At 68.8% G+C, this 20,477-nt stretch carries 18 protein-coding genes, 2 tRNA genes and 1 pseudogene; 4 read left to right on the top strand and 17 right to left on the bottom strand.

What is annotated here, in order from left to right; genetic code table 11:
• Positions 1–344 precede the first annotated feature (344 nt).
• From ACIA1L_RS24000 to ACIA1L_RS23975, 6 genes and pseudogenes are all read right to left on the bottom strand, one after another.
• A complete protein-coding gene (locus tag ACIA1L_RS24000; RefSeq protein ID WP_396075105.1) occupies positions 345–1,037 on the bottom strand; it encodes a DUF981 family protein in 693 nt (230 codons plus the stop codon).
• Between the two features lie 873 nt (positions 1,038–1,910).
• A complete protein-coding gene (locus ACIA1L_RS23995; RefSeq protein ID WP_396075104.1) occupies positions 1,911–4,130 on the bottom strand; it encodes a phage minor head protein in 2,220 nt (739 codons plus the stop codon).
• Entirely contained in the window at positions 4,127–5,974 is a 1,848-nt protein-coding gene (locus tag ACIA1L_RS23990; RefSeq protein WP_396075102.1) for a hypothetical protein, read from the bottom strand. The genes ACIA1L_RS23995 and ACIA1L_RS23990 overlap by 4 nt, the downstream gene beginning before the upstream one ends.
• A gap of 3 nt (positions 5,975–5,977) precedes the next feature.
• Positions 5,978–6,292: a hypothetical protein gene (locus ACIA1L_RS23985; RefSeq protein ID WP_396075101.1), complete on the bottom strand. Its 315-nt coding sequence runs from the start codon at positions 6,290–6,292 to the stop codon at positions 5,978–5,980.
• A gap of 106 nt (positions 6,293–6,398) precedes the next feature.
• Positions 6,399–8,135 carry a hypothetical protein gene (locus ACIA1L_RS23980; RefSeq protein ID WP_396075134.1) on the bottom strand — a complete coding sequence of 579 codons (1,737 nt, stop codon included), beginning with the start codon at positions 8,133–8,135 and terminating at the stop codon, positions 6,399–6,401.
• A 69-nt stretch (positions 8,136–8,204) separates the two neighbouring features.
• Positions 8,205–8,318: pseudogene (locus ACIA1L_RS23975) on the bottom strand (ParB N-terminal domain-containing protein); the annotation flags it as partial.
• Between the two features lie 345 nt (positions 8,319–8,663).
• Between ACIA1L_RS23975 and ACIA1L_RS23970 the strand changes: the two are divergent.
• Positions 8,664–9,599: a hypothetical protein gene (locus ACIA1L_RS23970; RefSeq protein ID WP_396075099.1), complete on the top strand. Its 936-nt coding sequence runs from the start codon at positions 8,664–8,666 to the stop codon at positions 9,597–9,599.
• A 57-nt stretch (positions 9,600–9,656) separates the two neighbouring features.
• On the opposite strand, the gene ACIA1L_RS23965 is transcribed toward ACIA1L_RS23970, so the two are convergent.
• The 8 genes from ACIA1L_RS23965 to ACIA1L_RS23930 all read right to left on the bottom strand — a co-directional run bounded on the left by ACIA1L_RS23965 (position 9,657) and on the right by ACIA1L_RS23930 (position 15,066).
• Entirely contained in the window at positions 9,657–11,075 is a 1,419-nt protein-coding gene (locus tag ACIA1L_RS23965) for a terminase large subunit domain-containing protein (protein WP_396075098.1), read from the bottom strand.
• Between the two features lie 21 nt (positions 11,076–11,096).
• Positions 11,097–11,504, bottom strand: coding sequence for a hypothetical protein (locus tag ACIA1L_RS23960; protein ID WP_396075097.1), 408 nt, complete (start codon positions 11,502–11,504; stop codon positions 11,097–11,099).
• The gene (locus ACIA1L_RS23955; protein ID WP_396075096.1) at positions 11,501–11,644 is read right to left on the bottom strand and encodes a hypothetical protein; all 144 of its coding nucleotides are present in this window, start codon (positions 11,642–11,644) and stop codon (positions 11,501–11,503) included. The genes ACIA1L_RS23960 and ACIA1L_RS23955 overlap by 4 nt, the downstream gene beginning before the upstream one ends.
• A complete protein-coding gene (locus ACIA1L_RS23950; RefSeq protein WP_396075095.1) occupies positions 11,641–12,255 on the bottom strand; it encodes a hypothetical protein in 615 nt (204 codons plus the stop codon). The genes ACIA1L_RS23955 and ACIA1L_RS23950 overlap by 4 nt, the downstream gene beginning before the upstream one ends.
• Before the next feature lie 85 nt (positions 12,256–12,340).
• Entirely contained in the window at positions 12,341–12,622 is a 282-nt protein-coding gene (locus ACIA1L_RS23945; RefSeq protein WP_396075094.1) for a hypothetical protein, read from the bottom strand.
• Positions 12,623–12,692: 70 nt separating this feature from the next.
• Complete coding sequence (locus ACIA1L_RS23940; protein WP_396075092.1) at positions 12,693–13,613, bottom strand: ParB N-terminal domain-containing protein; 921 nt, start codon at positions 13,611–13,613, stop codon at positions 12,693–12,695.
• Positions 13,610–14,956, bottom strand: coding sequence for a hypothetical protein (locus ACIA1L_RS23935; protein ID WP_396075091.1), 1,347 nt, complete (start codon positions 14,954–14,956; stop codon positions 13,610–13,612). The genes ACIA1L_RS23940 and ACIA1L_RS23935 overlap by 4 nt, the downstream gene beginning before the upstream one ends.
• Before the next feature lie 38 nt (positions 14,957–14,994).
• Positions 14,995–15,066 (bottom strand) — tRNA-Gly (locus tag ACIA1L_RS23930).
• A gap of 139 nt (positions 15,067–15,205) precedes the next feature.
• Between ACIA1L_RS23930 and ACIA1L_RS23925 the strand changes: the two genes are divergently transcribed.
• Positions 15,206–15,754, top strand: coding sequence for a Panacea domain-containing protein (locus ACIA1L_RS23925; protein WP_396075090.1), 549 nt, complete (start codon positions 15,206–15,208; stop codon positions 15,752–15,754).
• 383 nt (positions 15,755–16,137) lie between these two features.
• Here the strand turns inward: ACIA1L_RS23925 and ACIA1L_RS23920 are convergent, their stop codons facing one another.
• On the bottom strand, positions 16,138–16,860 hold the full coding sequence (locus ACIA1L_RS23920) for a hypothetical protein (RefSeq protein WP_396075089.1): 723 nt from the start codon (positions 16,858–16,860) through the stop codon (positions 16,138–16,140).
• A gap of 706 nt (positions 16,861–17,566) precedes the next feature.
• On the opposite strand from ACIA1L_RS23920, the gene ACIA1L_RS23915 reads away from it, so the two are divergent.
• Positions 17,567–17,674, top strand: a tRNA-OTHER gene (locus ACIA1L_RS23915).
• A gap of 19 nt (positions 17,675–17,693) precedes the next feature.
• Here the strand turns inward: ACIA1L_RS23915 and ACIA1L_RS23910 are convergent.
• On the bottom strand, positions 17,694–18,149 hold the full coding sequence (locus ACIA1L_RS23910; RefSeq protein ID WP_396075087.1) for a hypothetical protein: 456 nt from the start codon (positions 18,147–18,149) through the stop codon (positions 17,694–17,696).
• Between the two features lie 133 nt (positions 18,150–18,282).
• Here ACIA1L_RS23910 and ACIA1L_RS23905 point away from each other — a divergent pair, with 133 nt between their 5' ends.
• Positions 18,283–19,875 carry a diguanylate cyclase gene (locus ACIA1L_RS23905; RefSeq protein WP_396075086.1) on the top strand — a complete coding sequence of 531 codons (1,593 nt, stop codon included), beginning with the start codon at positions 18,283–18,285 and terminating at the stop codon, positions 19,873–19,875.
• On the opposite strand, the gene ACIA1L_RS23900 is transcribed toward ACIA1L_RS23905, so the two are convergent.
• Positions 19,872–20,393, bottom strand: a complete 522-nt coding sequence (locus ACIA1L_RS23900; protein WP_396075085.1) for a CGNR zinc finger domain-containing protein — start codon at positions 20,391–20,393, stop codon at positions 19,872–19,874. The two genes, ACIA1L_RS23905 and ACIA1L_RS23900, sit on opposite strands and share 4 nt — an antisense overlap.
• Positions 20,394–20,477 lie beyond the last annotated feature (84 nt).

Below are 20,477 nucleotides of genomic sequence, written 5' to 3'. Positions count from 1 at the left end.
CCTATTCGCCATGCTCCGCGACCGCAGCCCCTACCAAACACGACCGAGCGACCACGCTCTCGCCGCTTGACGAAACCCATAGGGACACCCCCCCCTCCCACCTGCCCGACCAGCGGAAACAATACTGCGGGAAGATCCTTCACTGCGAGGGCGCGCATGTCTCGTCGAAGATCACGGCCAGCAGCTGATGACCGCCCAGCCAACCCTCACCGAGGTCCTCGGACGCCAACCGGCTGTTGCGGAACTCTTCCCCAGGTTGGCTGGCAGGGTGCGCTCAGTCCAGCTTAAAGTCGCGACGAGCATCGATGCCAACGGTCCTGAGGCGCGTTCTGAGCCCTCCACTATCACCGCCGAGCGCACCACCGGATGTCGGCAGTGTGCGACATCCCGTGAGTTCTCGCCGGGACGAGCGCGAACGCCGCACCGGACACGATCCAGGACCAGTACATGATCGGCCAGGCAATCCGGCTGCACGAGCGGACCGCGAACGGGAAGGCGAGGCATCCGACGGCGGCGAGGCCGTACAGGACGATGGCGAAGAACAGGTTCTCGATCATCGGCCAGTCGTGCAGCAGCCCGGTGATCGGTTCTTCGGCCGGCGCCGACGAGACGACGTTGAAGCGGGCGATGGCGGCGGCGCACCAGGCGAGGACGATACCGAGCCAGAACACCACCCAGCTCGCCGGACTGAGCGCCGCGCGGAGCCGGTCCTGGTTGATCGGGCCGCGGGTGCGGGCGAGGTACCAGGCGGCGGCGAGCAGCAGCACGCCGAGCATCAGGGTCGGTTCGCCGAAAATGCTGTCGATGTAGTCCTTGGCGGGGGCGAGGGGGTGCCACACGGTCATGACGAAGCCGAGGCTGGTGCAGATCGCGCCGAGCATCCCGAACGTGGCGGCCCAGCCGCCTGCCTCACGGTCGCGGTTGACGAGCAGCAGCGGCGGGCGGACGTCGCGGACGACGGCCCAGAAGCGGGGGACGAGTACGAGGGCGAGGCCGGCGGCCACGCCCATGGTGGTGTTGAACATGATCAGTCGCATGAGGCCCGACGCTCCTACTGCGGGAGGATTCTCCCGACCGGCCCGTAGCCAGCATCGGCGTTACACGACCAGCGTAACTCGACATCAGGCCCCTTCCGATCATGGCGGCAGTGCGTGATTCTGACTCTTGGTATGGCTATGAATCCTGGAAGGGCCCGTCTCTCCAACCGGGAAACCTGGCTATGCACGAGTGAACGAGCCGCAAAGCTGTTACTGAGCGAAAGGCGGGCCTGCATGACGCCCGAACTGACCTACTAGGCACCCAACTGTGGGAGAACTCGCTGGCCTGCTGGCCGCGGTTCCCCCAAGTGCGATCCCAGCCCTGTTCGCTTACCTCCTTGCACGCCAGGCTATAGATGCAGTCACTACAGTCCTGCTGGCGAGACGGGTAGAGGAGCGCGGCGGCGAGGCCGAGATCGACGAGAACGCCGTTGGTCGTCGCAGAATACGGATTGCCATTCATCCAGTGGTTCCGCGCGGGGACGCGAGTGAACCACCCACAGAGCAACAACCGAGCGAGCTGCCGCCATCAAGGCCGGCTCGTCGGAACCGCCGCAAGCCCCGGAAGCGGGGTGGCGGCCCATGACATGAACGCTGGGGTGTGGCACCTAGGATCCGGGTACCACGCCCCAGCTTTACTGTTAGAGCTGCTCTAGGAATCATGGGTGATCCGCGTCGAGATGGGCTCCAGCCGATCCCACCAGACGCAGCTCTACATCGAGATCGGGCGGATGGTACCGCCACCGCCGTTACGGGCGTCAGCGATCTCCGCATCGGTCTTCGTCGCGTGTTCAGTCGAAGGCCGCCTGGTGTTCTCGTACTCGAGCAGCCACACGGTGGTGCTCCGGCGGTTACCGCATCCGCATCCGGCCATCAGCTCATCTCCTTCGACAGTTCGGTGGTCACAGGCGAGGGGTGGACTTCGGCGGCCAGGGCATCGACGACCGAGCGCCGGTCCCGGCCGATCGTCCCGGCGATCTGGTCGACCTGCCGGCGCCGGGCGGCCGCGTCGCGTTCGGCAGCGAACCCGGCCGCGACGGCGCGGCGGACGGCGGTGTCGAGGGCGGCGGAGTCGGCCATGACGAGCCCAGTGCGCCGCCGCGGGGTGGTGGTGGAGGGTTGCCAGCCGGTCCAGCCGGAGGCGACCAGGGACACCGACCGGCCGCCGGCGGACCGGCCGCGGACGACGGGGAACCCGCCGACGTTGACGCACAGCGCCGCGACGAGCTGGCGTTGCCCGCCGATGACGCGCCAGTCCCCGGACAGCGGGGAGCGGCGCAGCAGCTGCACCTGCGCCGCAGTGGCTTCGGGCACGAGGGACCCTGCGATGTAGATGCCGTGCGGGTCGCGGCCGGCACGGACGACGGCGACTTGGGCGCCAGTGTGGTCGTAGTGCTCGACCGCGGCGGCGGCGCTGGCGGACAGGTCGGCGTGGCCGGTGCCGGCGGTGAGGTGCCCGACCGCGATCAGGTCACCTTCGGCGGTCTGGATCTCGGGGCGGTGGAACCAGTCGAAGCCGCCCTCGGTCGGGGGCAGCACGCACTGCCCGCCGGGCAGGAAGGACAGGTGGCAGTCGTTGTCGGCGAGGTGGCCGAACACGCGGCCGTCGGCGGTGACGGTGACCGGGGTCAGCTCTGACAGGCCGGGGTCGCCGAACCACGCCCGGGGCGGGTACAGCGGCGCCGCCGCCTGCGCGGGCGGACCGCCCGCCGTGACCGCGTCCTCGGCAACGTCAGCCGCGGTGTCGCCGTCGGTGAGGGCGATGCGGGCCTGCGGGAACGCCTGCGTCCCGACGAGGGTGACGGCCATGACCCGGCCACGGGTGACCAGCACCGTCGGTTCTTCCCCGGCGTCGATGAACGCCTCGAACTGCTCGTCGGTCATGTCTTCGATCAGCACCCCGGCGGAATCCATCAGCGTCCACTCGAAGTCGTCCAGGTCGACGGACGGGTACAGCACCCCGGCGCGCAGCAGCTCCAGGGCCTCGCCGAGTTCGGGGACGGCGGCGATGAAGTCGCCGCTGCCGGTGAGCTGCCCGTCGTCGACGGTGCCGGCGGTGATCCGGCCGATCGTGACCGCGCCCTCATGCCCGGGCGCGTCTTCGCGGGCCCACCGCAGCGGCAGCGGGAACTCCCGGAACGACCAGGCCCCGTCGAGGGCGAAGACCCTTCGGTCTCCGGAGACCTCGCCGAGGGGTGCGAGGATGCCTTCCCATCTGGCCATGCCAACTCCATCCTCCGCGGCGGCGGCCGCGGTCACGGTGGTGCCGGCCGGGCGGCCGGTCCAGGGATGCGCGGGGAGGTCGGGCAGCGGCTCGCCGGCCGGGACCTCGATCATCGTGCAGCGGCACGCCACCGTCAGGTGCGGCGGCGCCGCCGGGTCGCCCGGGTAGCGCAGCGGCACCCCGCCTGCGACGAACACCCCGTCGAGGGGGGTGCGGTGCCCGTCGAGGGCGCGGTGCGCGTCGCGGGTCCGCTCGTCGTGGGTGGCCACCCACACCTTGTCCAACTTCTCGTCGAGCGCGGCGGCGGAGGTGAGCCAGCCGGTCAGCGTGCCGGCGTTGTACGCGCCGATCGTCTCCGTGCGGGCGATCGTCTGGGCGCGGCCGTCCCACGCGTCGGCGCCGAGCAGGTCGGCGACCGCGTCACGGATCCGCGGGATCGACGCGCCCTGCCCAGCGAGTTCCGTGATGGTGGCCGTGACCTGCGTCCACGCGTCGTCGGGGATCCCGGCGAGCCGGTTCGGGAGCTGGTCGAGGTAGTCGGCGACCGCGTCCTGCACGGCGAGCAGATCCACGTCGGTTCCGGCGTCGATCACGCCGGTGCGGAAGATGTCGGCGACCTCGGGCACCAGGTGCACGGTCATCGCGTCCAGCCACGCCTGCCCGGCCCCGGCCAGCGCGGACGGGTCCGGAGGCAGCGCGGCCGCGGTCAGTGCCGGCAGGGTCAGGCGGCGGGCCGCCGCCAGCCAGGCGGTGAGGGCGGCGCGGACCGCGGCGTGCAGGCGCTGCTCGCACCCGGCGAGCCGGGCGGCGGAGACCAGCCGCGGCAGCTGCCACCCGCCGCCGTTGTTCGTCTGTGGGTCGCCGGTCATGCCGGCACCAGGTCGCCGGCCCGGTGGGCGAGATGCGTGCGCAGGGCGTCGGGGTCGTGGCGGGCGCCGCTGACGAGCAGCCCGCCGACGTACGCCGCGAGCTGCGCGGTCAACACGTCCGGGTCGACGCCGAGGCGAGGCGCGACGGCCGGGACGGTGGCGAACGCGCCGTCGAGCAGCCGCGGCACCGCGTCGACCGTGGCGGGCCGGACGGTGTGGTACTCCCAGGCGGGCAGGTCGCGGTGCTGGTAGCGCTGCCGGCCGAGGATCCGTTTGCCGGCCAGCTCCAAAGCCTTGAGCACCAGGGCTTCACACGCGGCGACCACCGGCTCGGCCCGGTCCGCCGACGCGGCGAGGGCGGCCTGGTCCCGGCCGGGTGGCGCACGGTCCGGGTCCTGCACCGCAGGCGCGGGTTCCTCGGCACGGGGCGCCGGGTTGACCGCCTGATCCCGGTCGAGCAGTAGCCGCACGTCGACGTCCGCGGTCACGCCGGCGAGTTCCAGCAGCCGGGTCACCAGCAGCGGACCGGCCTCGGGCACGGTCCGCAGGATCTCCAAGAGCTGGCGCAGTTCCCGCTCGACCGGCTCGGGGGCGTCGTTGTCGGAGAATCCGGTCTCACGGCGCAGCGCCTTACCGGACAGCTCCCCACGGTCGAACAAGTCCTTGGCGTCGCTGCCCCGGTCGGGGGCCTGGGTGAGTTCACTGGTGTCGTACCAGACCACCCACGAGCGGGGGTCGTCGACGACGCCGTCCAGGGCGGGCCACAGCATCTGCTGCGTCACCGCCGCGCACAACAGTTCCAATTTGGACTCAACGTGGTACTTGATGGTCGCCTCGTCGAGTTGCCACGCCGACCAGTGGTTCGTCTCGGCCATCCCGAGCAGCACCTCCGGCGGCACATCCAAGCCGAGGGCGAGGCGCCGGATCGCCCCGTCGAGCAGGCCCGGCACCGACGCCGACAGCTCGGTGGCGAACGACAGCAGCCGCGCCTTCTCCAAATGCTCGGCCGGGCCCTGCACCACGATCGGCACGAGGGCGGCGACGGAGTCCCGGTCACGCACGGCGGTGGTCATCGCCTCGGTCAGCGCAGCCAGGAACGAGCTGACCCCGTCCTCGGGCTGGTCCTGCTGGTCGGAGGCCGCGAACGACAGCTCGTTGGGCAGCAGCAGAATGCCGGCGCCGGCGAGACGGGAGTCGATCTGGCTCTGCACGTACTGCGAGAGCCGTTCGATCAGGCGCAGCACCCTACGGTTCGCCTGAACCTGCGACTTCGGCAGCTGGTGCTTGCGCGGAGACGGCACCCAGATCCGGACGATCACCGTCTCGTCGGCGGCCAGCTCGCGCGGACCGTCGCCCTGGTCGAGCAGGTACTGCCCGGAGCGCTCCTGCAGCTCGTCGTTGGAGGCGATCAGCCACTGCTCGCGCTCGCCTGCGCGGCCGGTGCTGTCGCGTTCGGGTTCGCCGATCAGGTAGCACTCGCCGGGCACGCCGAGCTGCACCCCGACCTGATGCAGCAGTTCGGGCTGCCGGGCGGGGCCCCCGAGGAACGTGTCGTTGATGTCGCCGGGCGCGGCGCTGTCCGCGGATTCGATCGGGTCGCCGTGCTCGTCGAGGCGGGTGATGTACAGCCGCGAGCGGGACATTGCTTTCGCGATCAGGTCCACGATGTACGCCAGCTCGCCGCACTCCTCGTAGTGGCGCCATGCCTCGTCCTGCCACTCCTGGCGGCCGATGCGGCGCACCGACCCAGCAGAGTCGTAGCGCATCCGCGCCGCCGACGCCACCACGGCGGTGGCCCGCCCGACGGGGGTGTCGTCGCTGGGTCGCCTCCCCCACCACGCCACGGACTATGCCTCCGGCTCGGCGCGCACCAGCAGCCCCGTCGCGTACGACAGGGCCAGCGCGGCCGTGGGAACGTCCAGCCACCAATGGCCCGACCAGCGGGGAGCCGACGATGCCGTCCACCAGGTGGCGGCGGCCGGAGCGGCGACCCACACGGACACGCACCAGCGGCAGTACAGCAGGTACGCCCACATGCTTCCGGCAGGAAGGCGGCGCACCACCGAGGCCCGCACCGGTTCGGTGATCTTGTCCGCGCAGACGAGCCGGGTCAGCCGGGCCACGGCGAGCACAACGATCGCCACCTCAAACCACACCACCATGACTATGAGCCTAACAGTGTGACTGCGGCCGTATAAAAAGCGGAGACTCTCCACCCTGGTTCGGGAGGAGAGTCTCCGCCTTTCGGCCGCAGCGCGACCCGACTGCTTACTGCGCGTATTCCTCGCCGGGAGTCACCGCTGTGCCGTCGTCCTGCTCGTCGGGCCACGTGGCACGGTAGTGATCCGGCACCAGATCCCCGCCGCGCTCTGCGCGCCAGGTGGTGTCCTGGAACTGCATGCTGGCCAGGAAGTCCGTCGCCCACTCCTGCGCCCTGTCGACCTCGTCGGGTCCGGCATACAGTTCACCGATCGCCGTACCGAAGTCGTCATGGATCAACCACCACTGCGGCTTGCCGTCCTCGTCAACCGGGAACAATGCGAACACCGGCTCCGCATCATCACCGTCGTCCGCACCTGCCTCGGGTTCGTCCTGCGCGTCCGAGTCGACGTCGTCGACCTCCATCACGTAGTAGGTGGTCGACGACTCTTCATCGCGTTTCTCCTGCCATTGCTCGGCGACAAAGCCCTCGTCCTGCACTTCCACCACCGCCCACTGCTGCACCTGGCGGAGATCATCGGAGACCAGATCGCCGATGTATTTGCCGTGGCCGGTGACGAGCTCCCAGCTCGCGCGGTCACCCTCCGAGACGGGCCACAGCGTGAACACCAACCGCTCACCGGCCGCGACCTGCTCGGCCTTGCGCACCTGGGAGCGCCGTTCGGCCGCCGCGCGCCGTTGGACTTCTGCCGCAAGGTCCGACGCCCGCACGGTCAGCCTCTCGTAGAGGTCGGTCTCGGCCGGCGACAGGCCGTAGCCCTGGGCGGTCAGCCGGTCGAACCAGTCGATTGCTCGCTGCGGTTCCGTCTTAAAAGTCCAGCCCAAGATGCTGACGTCGGCGATGTGTTCTTCCTGGTCGGCGATCCAACGGCACACCTGCACCCGCTGCAACCGGTCCAGCCGGGCGGTGCTCAGATTGTCGAGCGATCCGCCGGCTAAGACCGCCATGTAGTCCTGCGTGTTGCGGGCCATCAGCTCAGACGGATTGACCGCCGCGGTCCGCGTCGCCTCTTCGAGCAACTCCTTGGCCGCTTTCGCGCTGCCCCACTGTTCTCGGATGAATCTGCGCCGCACCGGCGCTGCCACGTCCAGGGCGGCCCGCCGCTGGTCTTCGGCCTCTCGCGTCTGCTCCACCGCCTTCTGCTGCTCCGCAGACTTGAAGGTATTTCCCCGCGGCCGCGTGTACCCCATGCCTTCCGGATCCAGACATACGTAGACGACGCTCACCGGGGCGTTCTGCATGTCCACGAACGCAGCAAAGCCCTCCTGAGTTTTCACCGCCTTTTCGTCCAGCCGGTTCCCTTCGGCGTCGACCAGCTGGTTGACGCCAACCGCCTTCGACTCGTACGGCCACGCCTTCGGCCTAGGCACCTCCCGAACTCCGGCCGCCTTCAACTCGGCCTTCAACTCGGCGGCCCGCGCCTTGTCCTTGCGCTTCTTGCGCTCCACCGCCATCTCATGCCGGGCCCCCCAGGCAGTGCCCGCCGCGGAGATGATCCGCTGCTCTACCTTCGGGTCATCCTCGAACTCCTTCAGCGCCAAGATGTCGTCGAAGTTCAGCTGACCCGCGTCGGCCTTGGCCTTCACGTCGTCACCCATAGCGTCGAGGCGGATCGCCGCCCTCACGTGCTCGATCTTGATGGCGGCGCGGCGGGCGATCTCAGCCGGCGCGATATCAAACGCGGCGAGCTGGGCGTAGCCCTTGCTGCGTTCGCTGACCGTCAGGTCCGTGCGGTGGTCGTTCTCGCCGAGCATCGCGAAGATCTGCTCGGCGGGACGGTCCACTAGATCCGGTCGCACCAGGCATGGCACCAGCGGCGCACACGCCGGGTTCCACTCACCGGCCTCCAACGTGGCGGACGCGGCCGCCGTGCGGCGGTGCCCGGCCACTACCCGGAACCGACCCTCATCCGCAGGGATCACCGTGAGGGCTTGGAGGACGCCCTCCGCCGCGATGCTCGCCTGCAGCTCGCTCAGGTCGCCGAGGTCGCGGCGCAGGTTGCCGCGGTGCCCCAGCAGGTCGCGCGGGTCGAGATATAGCAGGTAGCCCTTCGGGTTCGCGGCACCCGCCTGCACCTCTTCGCCGGGCTCCACGAGCCTCAAGCCTTGACGGTTCTCCGTTGTGGTCGCCACGTGAAGATCCTCCCCATTTTCGCAGCTCAGAGGGTCTGAGCTGTATATATTCATTGTATCATTTGATCACGCTCAGTGACATGAGAAGATCCTCTCGATGAATCGGTTGGGTGGTGGCGGGATACCTTTCTCCCGAGGAGCAGTCCGCTGTTTGTCGGACCCGGCATCTAGCCTTTATCTGTGACCGACACCCTGCTCCGATCGCTGCGCGAACATTTGCTCGATGAGTCGCAGCCACTCGCGGGCCTACTGCGCAAGTGCCTTCTGCTTGGAGCCGAGACCGGCTCGGAGACGCTGCGATCCTGGGCGCGCAAAGAGCTCAACGGCTACGGCGACGACGATGAGGTGCCGGCGTACCGCAGGGTCCCCAGTCCCGCAATCTCCATGAACTCAATCAGCGGAAACACGTGGTCGAAGAACCGGATCGTCGACCGATACCAGCTTCCGGTTGACGCCCAAGAGTTCATACCGGACCACATGTCGTTCAAGCACCCGATCGAGGAGCTGGAACGGCTCGCCGACCAGAAGCAGATGTTCTTCGCGTCACCCGCCCTCGCCTACGCCCAAACAGTCTGGAACGAGGAACTCGGCCCGTTCCAGGAGGTCGTTGGCCTGTCCTACGTCATGAGCGGTTCGGTGCTCGCGGGCATCCTCGGTCAGGTCCGCACCAAGCTTGTGGATGTAGTCGCGGATCTCACCGCCGACACGCCGCTCTCCGAGCTTCCCAAGAAGGGTCAGGTCGACGCCGCAGTGAGCCACCGCATCGGGGACGTCTACAACACGACGATCCAAGCAGCCACAGGACCCGTCGCCATCGGCGCCAAGGCCAGTGCCAGCGCCAAAGGTTTGAGCGTTGAGGATGCGCTTCGGCTGCTCGACAAGGTCCAACAGGTAGCAGTCGACATCACCGAAGCCCAACGGGCGGAACTCGTTGAAGCCGTGGCCGACCTGCGGACAGCCGTCGAAAGCGATGAGCCGGACACCGGTGAGGTAGTAAAGAAGGCCGGGAAGCTCCGTGCGATTGCCGACAAAATCGGTGTCGCTACGGTGACAGCAGCAACCGATGGGGCCACCCAAGCCCTCATTGACCTGGCACTGAACGGCGGGTTTGGCTGATGCCGAACCGGCAGTAAGCCATGCGCAGGCAGGGCGGTGCGGATCTCGTCGGCCTGTTCATCTGCGAGATTCGAACCCCCGAGCCGACAATCCGGAACGAACATCCCGAGTCGACAACGGAGACGCGACGACCGCGCGCCGGGCTTCTCGCACCCGCAGGTACGCGACGCCGTGCACGAGCGCGTCGAGCCGGTCCGGGGAGTGCCCGGACTCGGGGGTCCAGGTGGTGAGCTGGTCTTCCAGCTTAGCCATCGTCCCGACGTGGTGGACCCGGGGCGGGTCGACCTCGTACCTGGCCGCGACCGGTTCGGCCCGGACGCGCTTCGACACCCGCGCCTGGACCACGTCGAGGGGTGCATCGCCGCCGGGCAGGAGTCCTTCGGCCTGCATTGCCGTCCAAGCGTCGACGAGGATGTCGCGCATCCACGCGGACGAGCCTTCGTAGATGACGAGGTCGGCGTCGACGTCGAGGTAGCACTGCCAGATTCGGCGGGCGGCGGCCATGCCGGCGACGCGCATGCTGCGGTCGGCCAGCACGTAGTGGTCGCCGTCGACACCGCGGCCGACCGCGACGATGCCGGTTTCGTCGGAGGTTTCCGACACGGTGTCGGCCGGGTCCACGGACACGACGGTGCGGGTCAGTTCCGGCACGTCGTCGGCGTCGACGCGGCCCGCCTCGATCCACGAGGTCTTCCACAGGGCGCCTTCTACGTCGCTGAGCAGCTCCGCGTCGAGTTCTTGCCGGCCGAGGCGGGTGCCCTCGTACTGTTCGAGCAATTCCTCGAGGGCGTCCTCGGACAGGTTCGCCGCGTTGTCCAGGGTCCGGCCACGGGTCACGACGATCCGGCGCTTGCGGCTGGCCTTCTGCTTCGCGTGCCGGGTGAGCAGCTTCTTCACGTGCGGCAGCGGCTTCGGTGTTGTCGAGATGATCATGTGCGGGGCGGCGGCCTCGCGCATGCAGAACCATGCCATGTCGTACACGCCCTGCGCGGACTGCACCGGCCAGGCCGCGTACTCGTCAGCCCACACCCCATCGAACGCGTACCCGCGCAGCGTGTCCGGGTCCTGCGCGCCGAACCCGCGGATGATCGTCCCGTTGCTCAGGCGCAGCATGATGGACCCCGCGCCCCGGTTGAACTGGGCCACCTCCGCCGGTGGGATCACCGCGACCAGCCCGGCCCGCGGCGCCTCGAAGCAGATGTTCAACACTTCACGTTCGGTCTTGGCGATCACCGCATAGTGCCCGCGCGGCTTCCTCGCCCACCCCCGCATGGTCTCCGCGCCGGTGCGGGTCTTGCCGAACCCGCGGCCCGCCAGCAGCAGCCACACCCGGTATGCGGCGTCCGGCTCCAGCTGCTCCGGGCGGGCGTGCCGCGGCCAGTCAAACCGGACCGCCTCCTGCGCGTCGGTGACCGCGCGCAGATAGGCGGCCAGCTCGGCGTCGCTCATCATCGCCGGGTCGGGAAACGCCCCCACCGTACGAACCCGCCCGGCTGGTCAGCGCCGCTCGGCGCGGACCCGGTCGAGCCAGCGTCGCTCCACCCGGGCGCAGTGGAGCAGAGCAACCAGCAGCACCGCCATCGGGGTGTGAGTGAACAACGCGGCCGGCCAGCCAACCCAGGTGGCGACCAGCCACAACGTGACAGCGATCCCGAGTGTCCACGCGGCGATGAGGATCCGCAGCGCCCACAGCCGGCGGCGAATCACGGCGGCGTCTTCGCTGCGCCGCTGCGCCCGCCGGTACCGGCTGGTCGTGTACATCGACCCGGACGGACGCTCGGCCTGTACGCCGAGGATCGCCGTCACGAGCGGATCCGCGGCCGGGCGGCCGGGACGGGGTGCCGGCACCGGGTGGCGGCGGCCGTGGATGAGACGCTGCGCCGAGCGTGGCTGGGTGCCGGTCACCGCAGCACCGTCAGCAGCCCAAGGCTCATGGCCGAAGCGGCGAACAGGGCCGTGCCGATGCGCAGGCACAGCACCGCCCAGCCAGGGTCGGTGGTGGCAGCACGGGCGGTCTCGGGTTCAGTGCGGGGCGGGTGGGTCATCGCTGATCTCCTTGATCGTCGACGCTCGCAGCGTCGTCTTCCTCGTCGTCGGTGTCGTCGTCTGCGGTGCTGGGGAGGTCGCCGCCAGCGCGGGCGCTGGCCTCAGCGACCAGGGCGCGGAAGAACGCCGACCGGTCCGCCTCGCCCATGGCGGAGACCTCGACCTCGATCGGTGCGCCGTCCGGGCCGGACACTGCGGTCGCTGAGTCCGGCAGCCCGAGCGCGAGACGTTCCAGGCGGGTGGTGACCTCCAGCCAGCGCGCGATGTCGGCAGGGGTGAGCTTCGATGCGTCCAACGACTGAAGTCGTGTGACGACCTTCGATTGCAGGGCGGAGGCGAGGCGGGCGTGCCGTTCGGCCATCTCCCGGCGCCGCTCCGTCAGGGCTTCGCCGTACACGCGGTCCTGCTCGCGATCCCACGCCTGGGCGCGTTGCACCCACCGCCACGCGGCGGCGATCTTGTGGAGGTAATCCCGGGATTTGTTGACCTCGTCCGCGACTCTTGCCACGGTGCGGGTGCGGCCCAGATCCCGGTAGATCGTGAAGTAGGCGTACGACGGTCCGGGCTCCTGTTTCTGCCGGTCCCACGGCAGGACGGCCGTCTCGCTCACGATCGCCTCCTGCTCTCTGGTCGTCGCTGGGGATGGGGCGGCCCGGCCGGGTCCACGGGGGAAGACACACGGCCGGGCCGCCGGCTCATGCGGCGGGGCGGGCGCCGCGCATCGGCGGGCGGGCAATCGCGGCGGTGCCGCACCACAGGACGTCGTCGAGGGCGGTCAGCACCAGCGACGTCTCCCGCCCGTTCGGCAGCTCCCGCATCGCCACCGCCGCCAAATGTTTGACCTCGGCTCGCCACAGCTCGTGCCGTGCGGCGGTCTCGTCGTCGGTGGGCGGGTGGTGGTCGAAGCGGCGGTCGAGTTCGATGCGCTGCGCCTCGGTCAGCTCCGCGTACGCGTCGTCGGTGGTGCTCGTGGCCATCCCAGTACTCCTTTCACCGGCCGCGATGCTGAATGCGGCCGTATTGTTCTCGGGCATGCGGAAATCCGGTTCAGGCGCCGGCGAGGTAGTCCGCGGCGAACAGCTCCAGCGCCCGCCAGCGTTGTTCGGCGGGCACGTCACCGCGGCGTACCGCGGTGTCGACCGCGCGGGCGAACACCGCAGCGGCGTCGGCTGGCATGGACCGGGTCTCGAGGACGGTTTCGATGGGGACGAGCTGGCGGGCGTTGACCAGCGGTTCCCCGGCGTCCGGGTCGTACCAGACGCCGTCGCGCAGGTCGCCGAGGTGACGGTTGAACACGGTGAGGATGATGCCGAGCGCGGTGGCCACGTTGCCGACGTTGTGCGCGCCGTGGGCGGTCGCGAGCGCGTCCAGGGTGGGTTCGTAGTCGCGGTACGCGGCCAGCCAGCGGGCGTCCGCCTGGGTCAGCGACTTCGCCTCGTCGAGGGCCGCACGGGCGGCGTCGAGTTCCTGCGGCAGGAACACCAGCTGCACGGAGGCGAAGTCCAGGTTCGCCTCCGACAGGCCCTCCAGGTCCAGGTCGGCGAGCAGCCCGAGCTGCTTGTCGTCCAGGCCCGAGTAGGAGCGCCAGTCGACGTCGTCGAGTTCGTCGTACAGGTGCTTGAGGGTGGCCGGGTCGTCCTCGCCCTCGATGGCGTTGTGCGACAGCTGCAACGCGACCTGCCGGGCCCGCGACAGCGGCTGGTCGACCACCATCACCTCGACCGTCTCGACGCCGGCCTCGACCGCGGCCATGATCCGGTGGTTGCCGGACAGCACCACCCGCCGGCCGGCGGCGGTGTCGTCCCACACCAGTGGCACGCTGGTCAGGCCCCCATCGCGGCGCACGTTCGCTACGAGCCGGTCGAAGGTCTCTTTGCGCATGAACCGGGCGTTGACCTCCAACAGCGTCAGCGACTTCGGGTCGACGGTCTCGATGCGCCGGGTCAGCGGCTCCTGGTCGTCGGTCACGGCCGGCGGTCCTTCCCGTGCTTGCGTTTCCACTCCGCTAGGGCCTCGTCGCAGGACCAGCGCCCGATCGGGCCGCCGTACTGCAGCTGGAAGCGGTGCACCCCGTCCGCGGCCGGCTCCGTGCGCTTCTGCAGCTTCACGCCGGGGATGCCGCGGCCGTACTTCGCCGAGTTCGGATGGTTCGTGAACGCGGTCGTCGACCAGGCGGTGATCCGCTTCGACAGGGAGCGCTGCAACAGCAGCTGCGCCTCGCGGGTCATCGCCGCCATCACGATCAGCTTCGACAGGCGCCGGTACCGCGACCACGACACCGGGAAGTCCGACATCAGATACGCGCAGGCCGGGTCGAACTTCGGCGGCAGGAACGCGAACGCCCCGACCAGCCGGCCGTCGACGGCGACACCGCAGGCGAGCAACGGACTTCCGGGCAGGATGGTCTTGGACATGAACTGGGAGCGGACCTGCGCGAACTGCCCGCCGGTCAGCGGATGCACGCTCATGTGGTCGCCCAGGTCGTCGGTGGGGCTGATCTTCGGCATCGGGATCGGCGCGGTCTGCTGCACCGGCCGCACTACCCGGCGCGGCCCGGACGACGCGTACACGTAGATCGGCAGGCCCCGGTTGGAGGTCTGCACCACCCCGCGCAGCTGGGCGCGCAGCTCGGGGCGTGCGATGTGCAGACCGAGGATCCAGTGCGGCCGGTCCAGCACCGCACCGATGATCTGCTCCTTGCCGTCCTCGTCCAGGGTGTCGTAGCTCGGGGCGGGCCAGTCGAAGAACTCGTCGATCGCGGCGAACTGCGACTCGTAGTCGCCGGCATAGAACGGCGGGAACATCGCCACCGGCGCATCCGCTGGCACGACGTCGCGCAGGTAGGCGCGCACGTCGCCGCAGTAGTACGACGCGAGGCGCACCGTCAGCGCGTCCAGCTTCGCGACCGTCTTGGCGTGCATCGTCGGGAACTGGCCGACCGTCGCGGCGACCATCCGCTCGTAATACAGCCCGGTCCGGCCGACGAACTGCAAGAAGCGGGTGCCGAGCATCAGTGAAGCGAGGGTGTCCGTCGACGTCGTCAGGTACGGCGCCAGCCAGGCCAGCTCCTCGCCGTGCTCGTCCTTCAAGGCGTACGGCAGCGGTTGCCCGGCCAGCCACCAGCCGATCGCGCTGGAATACGCCTGGACGTCGTTGCCGTGGATCGGGCGTTGCTCACCAGGGCGAGCGTGCAGTACCCGCTCGATGGTGAAGTTGCCTGAGCAGCCGACGAACAGGTCGGTGGCGGGCCAGCCGACCGCGTGCTCGTAGATGATCGCCCGCAGATCCGCGGGTATGGAGCCATGGAACATCGTGCCTACCCCGTCCCCCTCGGCGTCGGCCATTTTCGAGCGCCGGCCTGGAGTTGAACCAGGTCCTCCACCGTGGAACGGCGGCGTGCCACCCGCTGCACTTCCGGCGCAATGCATGCGACGATACACGACTGCGGCCGTATATTCGATGCTCGCTGATCTTCTTGTGATGAGAGCTGCGCCCCCCGGGCGCAGGAAGCGGTCGTTCGGTCACTGCGCGACCATGCGGTTCCTGGGTAGTCTTACGACATGACCGTGTCAGCACATGATGTAGCCGCCGAGCTGCGCAAGCGGCTTCCCGGGGTGGGCGTCAAGAAGCTGCACAAGCTCCTCTACTACTGCCAGGGACACCACGTCGCACACTCCGGCGAACCACTATTCTCGGAGACCATCTCGGCTTGGGACATGGGGCCGGTCGTGGGTTCCCTGTGGAAGCGCGAGGACCAGCGCCTAGATCCGCCGCCGCCTCGGCCCCTCGACGAGGGCGCACTCAACACGGTGGGATACGTCCTTAGCCGCTATGGAGCCCTCACCGGCAACGACCTCGAAACCCTCAGCCACGGCGAAGCTCCTTGGAAGCTGGCAGACCGGGACCGCGAGCCGCGGGGAAGCACCACCATCAAGCTCGACTGGATCAAGGGCTATTTCCAGACCGCGGGCGCCCCTGGCGACGAAGACATGGAACCCCTGGACAGCACAGTGGTACGCGCCTGGCTGCATAAGGCCGCCCAGAACCCCGGACCCAACGATCGGGACGACATCGCCCGTCTGAGGGCGAGGATGTCGCGGAGTGCCTGAGGGTTCGCCAAACTGGCAGCTACGAAGCTTCGATTACCACGCCGACATCTGGATCACCACCGAAGAGCCGGACCAGGACCTCATCAACCAGGTGCTCGAGTGGGTCCTGTCCCGCATGGATGACCCCTATCAAGGAGTGCAACGCGAAGCGGGCTTCCCGAATCTCTGGTGGGGACCCGTACCAGGTACCTCGTACGCCGGCACTGTCGTAGCCTGCTCGTACTTTGTCCTGGAGACGGAGCGCATTGTGCGGTGCACATCGATCGCCACTTTGAACCTCCCGATCTGAAGCAGGATGCCGCCCGCCAGGAGGCAAGCCGAGCGGCCGGAGAATCCCATCAACATCTGCGATCAGTGGCGCAACGTCCGCTGAGCAGCGAGCCCTACAACACCAATGGATGTGTCGGATCGTCGCGGCACGGGGTGATCTCGATGACCGACCACTCCCGCAGCAACTCTGGCGGGAGAAGGGCATGGCTGGCGACGACAGTCTGGAACCCGGCTGTGCGCTCGCGCAGCAACCGAAACATGCGGTGCACAAGCGGGCCGTGCAAGTACATCTCGACCTCATCGACGACCAGCAGCGTGGGCTCACTCTCGCTGCGAATCTGCGCAAGGGCGATTGCGGACTCGACAAGCACAATCCACATGGCCCCCCTGCTTGCCGACCCGTCGCATCTCACTGGATCAGACCACATGCTCAGCCTGATGGTGGGCACGCCATCACGCACCTCGACGCCATCAATCAGGCCCCGGACACGGCGCGGCACCTCAGCGAGGACGTCGAGGAAGAGTTGGTTGGAGAGACCGAGTTCGCGGGCAAGATCGTGGGAAGTTCGAACGCGAACTTGAGCGTCCCGGACAACAACCGTGCGATAGGGCGCGGATACGACCGGCGATGGCCGGTCGTCCAAACTAAGCCGCATCTCTCCCGAAGGCGCATCTAGGCACAAGGTCCGCGGCTGGGGGTCAAACCACCGGACATCCGCGTGCATGCCGTTGTCCCAGCGTCGGTTAGCCAGATACCCCGGCTGCTCGGCGCAAGCCAGCAGATCCAGCAGCGTGCTCTTCCCGGCGCCCCTCGTGCCTCGTACCAGGTTGAGCATCGTCAGAGGCACGCTCCGGGAGCCAATGTTCCCTGGGCCGCCGCGAACAGATATCTCTGTGATCAACCCCGTCCCTGGAGGCTTGAGCCCTCGCATCTCCAACCGGAGGTACGCCTCGTGCACGCTGCGCCATTGCAGAAGAAGCGAGGCCGGGAACGCCGCGCCCCTATTCGTGTCGACCAACCGGCCGTGATCCTGACACAGCCAGATCCCATCGGCCGGCTCCTGCCGCTGGGCGGCCGACAGACCACCAGTACCGCGAGGGCCGCCCGGAGCTGCCGAGTAGATGTGAGCAGCTACGCCGATGCAGGCAACGTCCAGTGGTCCGGCTCCGGGGCCAAGAGTTGGCCGACGGCAGTCCGGCTTCGAGCAGCGGTATCCCGCCCGCTCTGCGATTAGCCTGCGCACCTTCGCAGAAAAATCGGCGCGATTGTTCGGCACTGCGGCATCGTGGCATACCTAGCGAACTGTGTCGAGGACGACAATCCTCTCGATCTTTCTCCCCAGGGAGCAACGCCCCACCAGTAGGCGATGCCGCCCTTGATGGAGCGCTGTACGAACTACCATGCATGGGGAGCGCCTCTCGATCCAGCACTACCCAGCGTGAGCGGTAGGACGGGGCTGACAAGCTCGCCGGAGAGGGCGGGAGTCACCGCCCTCCGTCGCCGCGCCGTATATGCGCCGTCGGATGATCCGGAGCCGGACTGGAGACGGGCTCAAGGGCAGGTCAGACGGACTTCCCGATCTTGGGGTGAGCTGGTCTTGAAAACCGGTAAGGGGAAACTCTTCGTGGGTTCGAATCCCACGCCCTCCGCTTTATCGCCCCGCGGCCGTCACCAGTCCGTGGGGAACCAGGTCGGCCAGATCAGCCGCGCCGGCACGGCCGCCATGACCAGGACGACCGTTGCCGCCAGCCCGAGACGGACCGGGCGTAGCCCGCGCCACCAGGGCAACAGCCACATGGCGCCCCAAGTGACGACGAAAGCTCGCAGCCCCCAGCCGAGCCAGCGCAGCCCGGCTTCCTCGCAGCCATTCAGTTCCTGGCTTATGCAGAACGCCGTCATCGAGTAGCCATAGGGCGAGCTGTCGCTGTAGCCCTCCACCACCAGGACCAGCAATCCGAAGGCTACGGCGGAGCCGACGAGCAGCGCAGCGAGCGGAGTCAGCAACCAGCCGCGCACGTCCCGGCTCCGGTCGAAGCGGCGCCGGTCGGTCGGCGCCCGCGGACCGTCCACCGCCGCGGTGCCGGCATCGGATGGTGGTGGTACCCCCGTGAATTCATCGATCATGGAGATAGCCTGCCACCGATTCCCTGCGGCTGGGGGGCAGGCGGCAACGCTCCGGCAACCCCCGCGCGCCCGGAAATCCTTCCGTACGCGCGCACGCTGGGCGGAGCCGGGCGAGGGATGGGGTGCAGTTCACATGAGTAACGTGCCGTTGGTGGCCGACTGTCCTACCGAAGCCGCCGCTCTGGAGGCGTCGATCCTCGCGCTGGAGAGCTCCTCGCCGGTGCTGGTGGACCGGCTGGAAGAGTCGGTGTGCGCCGCCGCTGAGCTGCGCGCCGCTGAGCTGCAGCGGGTGGACTTGCAGATGCGGGCCCGGCTGTTGCGTGCTGACGCGCTTGCCCGCAGTGGCGATACCGCCGAGTCCGCGCGCATCGCCAACGAGGTGCACCCCTGGGCAGTCGAACAAGATGACGACCACATCTTGTCGCGGAGCCACCGCCAGCAGTCGGTCTTCTTTCGGGCCATCGGTGACCTGGGTGACGCGCTGACACACGCCTTGCAGTCGGTGGCGCGGACCTCGACTGACGGGCCGCCGGGCCTTCGGACCAAGCACCTGATGACATTGGCGATCTGCCTCGCCGAGACCGGGTCCGGGGATGACGCGTTGCGCCGGTTCGGCGAGGCGTTGGCGATCGCCGCTGAGGCCGATGACGGCGAGCTCATGCTGCATGTGCTCAACAACATGGCGTACTGCCGATATTCGCTAGGGCATGCGGGGGAGGCGGAGGAGTTGGTTCGGCGGATGTACGCCGTTGCCGACCGGCACGCTCTGCCGTTGACCGCGCAGGCCCGGGACACCGTGGCGCGAGTGGAGATGCTGGCTGGTCGGCTGGCCGAGGCCGAACGCACGCTCGGGCCGGTCCTGGACGGCTCGGCCGCCGAGTCGCTGACCGACGGCGACGCCCTGGCGACCTGCCTGCTGACAGCCGCCGAGGCGCAGCGCCGGCAGGGTGCCTTCGACCGGGCGAGGACCACCCTGGAGACCGCCCGGACGCTGTGCGCCGATCGGCAGCTCAGCTCCTGGCTGGTTCAGGTTCGGAAGGAGTTGGCCCGGCTGCACGCCGACACCGGCGACTTCCGGGCGGCGTACGAGGAGTTTGTGGCGTTCCATGAGGGGTCCGAGGAGCTGCACAGCGCGCACCGCGACGCCCGTGCCCGGGTGTTGCAGGCGATCTTCGAGACGGAGGAGGCGCGCCGGTCGAGTGAGCGGTTCCGCGAGATGGCTCACCGTGACCCGCTCACCGGCCTGCACAACCGGCGTTACGTTGACGAGTTGCTCCCCGGACTGCTCGCTCGCTCCGGCGAAGGGCGCACACCGCTGTCCGCCGCGTTGATCGACCTCGACTATTTCAAGCGGGTCAATGACACGCTGTCGCACCAGACCGGCGACGAGGTGTTGCAGGAGATCGCCGCCATCCTGTCCGGGGCCGCCGAGGAGGCGGAGCCCGGTGTGGCAGTGGCCGCTCGGCTCGGCGGGGAGGAGTTTCTCCTGGTGCTGCCCGAGCACAGCGGCGACGATGCCGTCCGTGTCTGTGAACGGCTGCGGGTGGCGATCGCCGAGCACCCGTGGCAGCCGTTGACCGGAACGCTGCCTGTCACGGTGAGCATTGGCCTGGCAACGGTCACTGATGGGGCGGTGACAGCTTCGGCGTTGCTGTCAGCCGCGGACCGGAGTCTCTATCTGGCTAAGCGCACCGGCCGGAATCGGGTCTGCGCAGACCAGATCTAGGCGGCCAGCCGGGCGCGGTGGCGGCGTACGGCGTCCCGGTTTGCGCAGGCGGGGCTGCAGTAGCGTTGGCGGCCGGTCCGGCTGGTGTCGGCGTATGGGTGGTTGCAGCCGTCCGCCGAGCAGCGGCCGAGCCGGTGCATGCCGCGCCCGGCAAGGTGCATCGCGGTGCCGACGCTGATCAGTACGCGCAACTGGGCGGACACCGTCAGGTGCGGGTTGCGGTAGTGCAGGTGCCAGCCGCTGCCCGCATGGTTGGTCAGTCGCGGGTACGCCGACGCGTGCATCAGCAGGTCGTTGAGCAACCGGGCGCGGGTGTCGTCGTCGGCTGCGTCGACGACGGCAAGCCAGTCCGCCAGGAATGCGCGGGTGTCGGCCAGGTCTCCTTCGGCGACCGGCTGATCGAGGCTGACTCCGGCCGCACGGCAGCGGTCGGCGAGGTCGTCCTCGGTGGTCGGTGGGTTTGTCACCAGGTCGACGGCGAGCCGAACTGGATCTTCGCCGTAAGGGTTGATGTGCACAAGGGCATTACATCAGGCTGGTCGGCATGCAGGAAACAGAGCACAGCTGGCAGACCGTTTCGAGCCATTGGACGAGCGAAGGGC

This window comes from Actinoplanes sp. NPDC051859, assembly GCF_044452725.1.
GTDB lineage: Bacteria > Actinomycetota > Actinomycetes > Mycobacteriales > Micromonosporaceae > Actinoplanes.
This window is presented reverse-complemented; position numbering and strand designations above follow the sequence as displayed.

Excerpts from the sequence above, each read along its gene's own strand:
- ACIA1L_RS24000 (WP_396075105.1), bottom strand. The coding sequence starts at position 1,037 with ATGCGACTGATCATGTTCAACACCACCATGGGCGTGGCCGCCGGCCTC.
- ACIA1L_RS23995 (WP_396075104.1), bottom strand. The coding sequence starts at position 4,130 with ATGACCGGCGACCCACAGACGAACAACGGCGGCGGGTGGCAGCTGCCG.
- ACIA1L_RS23985 (WP_396075101.1), bottom strand. The coding sequence starts at position 6,292 with ATGGTGGTGTGGTTTGAGGTGGCGATCGTTGTGCTCGCCGTGGCCCGG.
- ACIA1L_RS23955 (WP_396075096.1), bottom strand. The coding sequence starts at position 11,644 with ATGACCCACCCGCCCCGCACTGAACCCGAGACCGCCCGTGCTGCCACC.
- ACIA1L_RS23945 (WP_396075094.1), bottom strand. The coding sequence starts at position 12,622 with ATGGCCACGAGCACCACCGACGACGCGTACGCGGAGCTGACCGAGGCG.
- ACIA1L_RS23935 (WP_396075091.1), bottom strand. The coding sequence starts at position 14,956 with ATGTTCCATGGCTCCATACCCGCGGATCTGCGGGCGATCATCTACGAG.
- ACIA1L_RS23925 (WP_396075090.1), top strand. The coding sequence starts at position 15,206 with ATGACCGTGTCAGCACATGATGTAGCCGCCGAGCTGCGCAAGCGGCTT.
- ACIA1L_RS23920 (WP_396075089.1), bottom strand. The coding sequence starts at position 16,860 with ATGCTCAACCTGGTACGAGGCACGAGGGGCGCCGGGAAGAGCACGCTG.
- ACIA1L_RS23910 (WP_396075087.1), bottom strand. The coding sequence starts at position 18,149 with ATGATCGATGAATTCACGGGGGTACCACCACCATCCGATGCCGGCACC.
- ACIA1L_RS23905 (WP_396075086.1), top strand. The coding sequence starts at position 18,283 with ATGAGTAACGTGCCGTTGGTGGCCGACTGTCCTACCGAAGCCGCCGCT.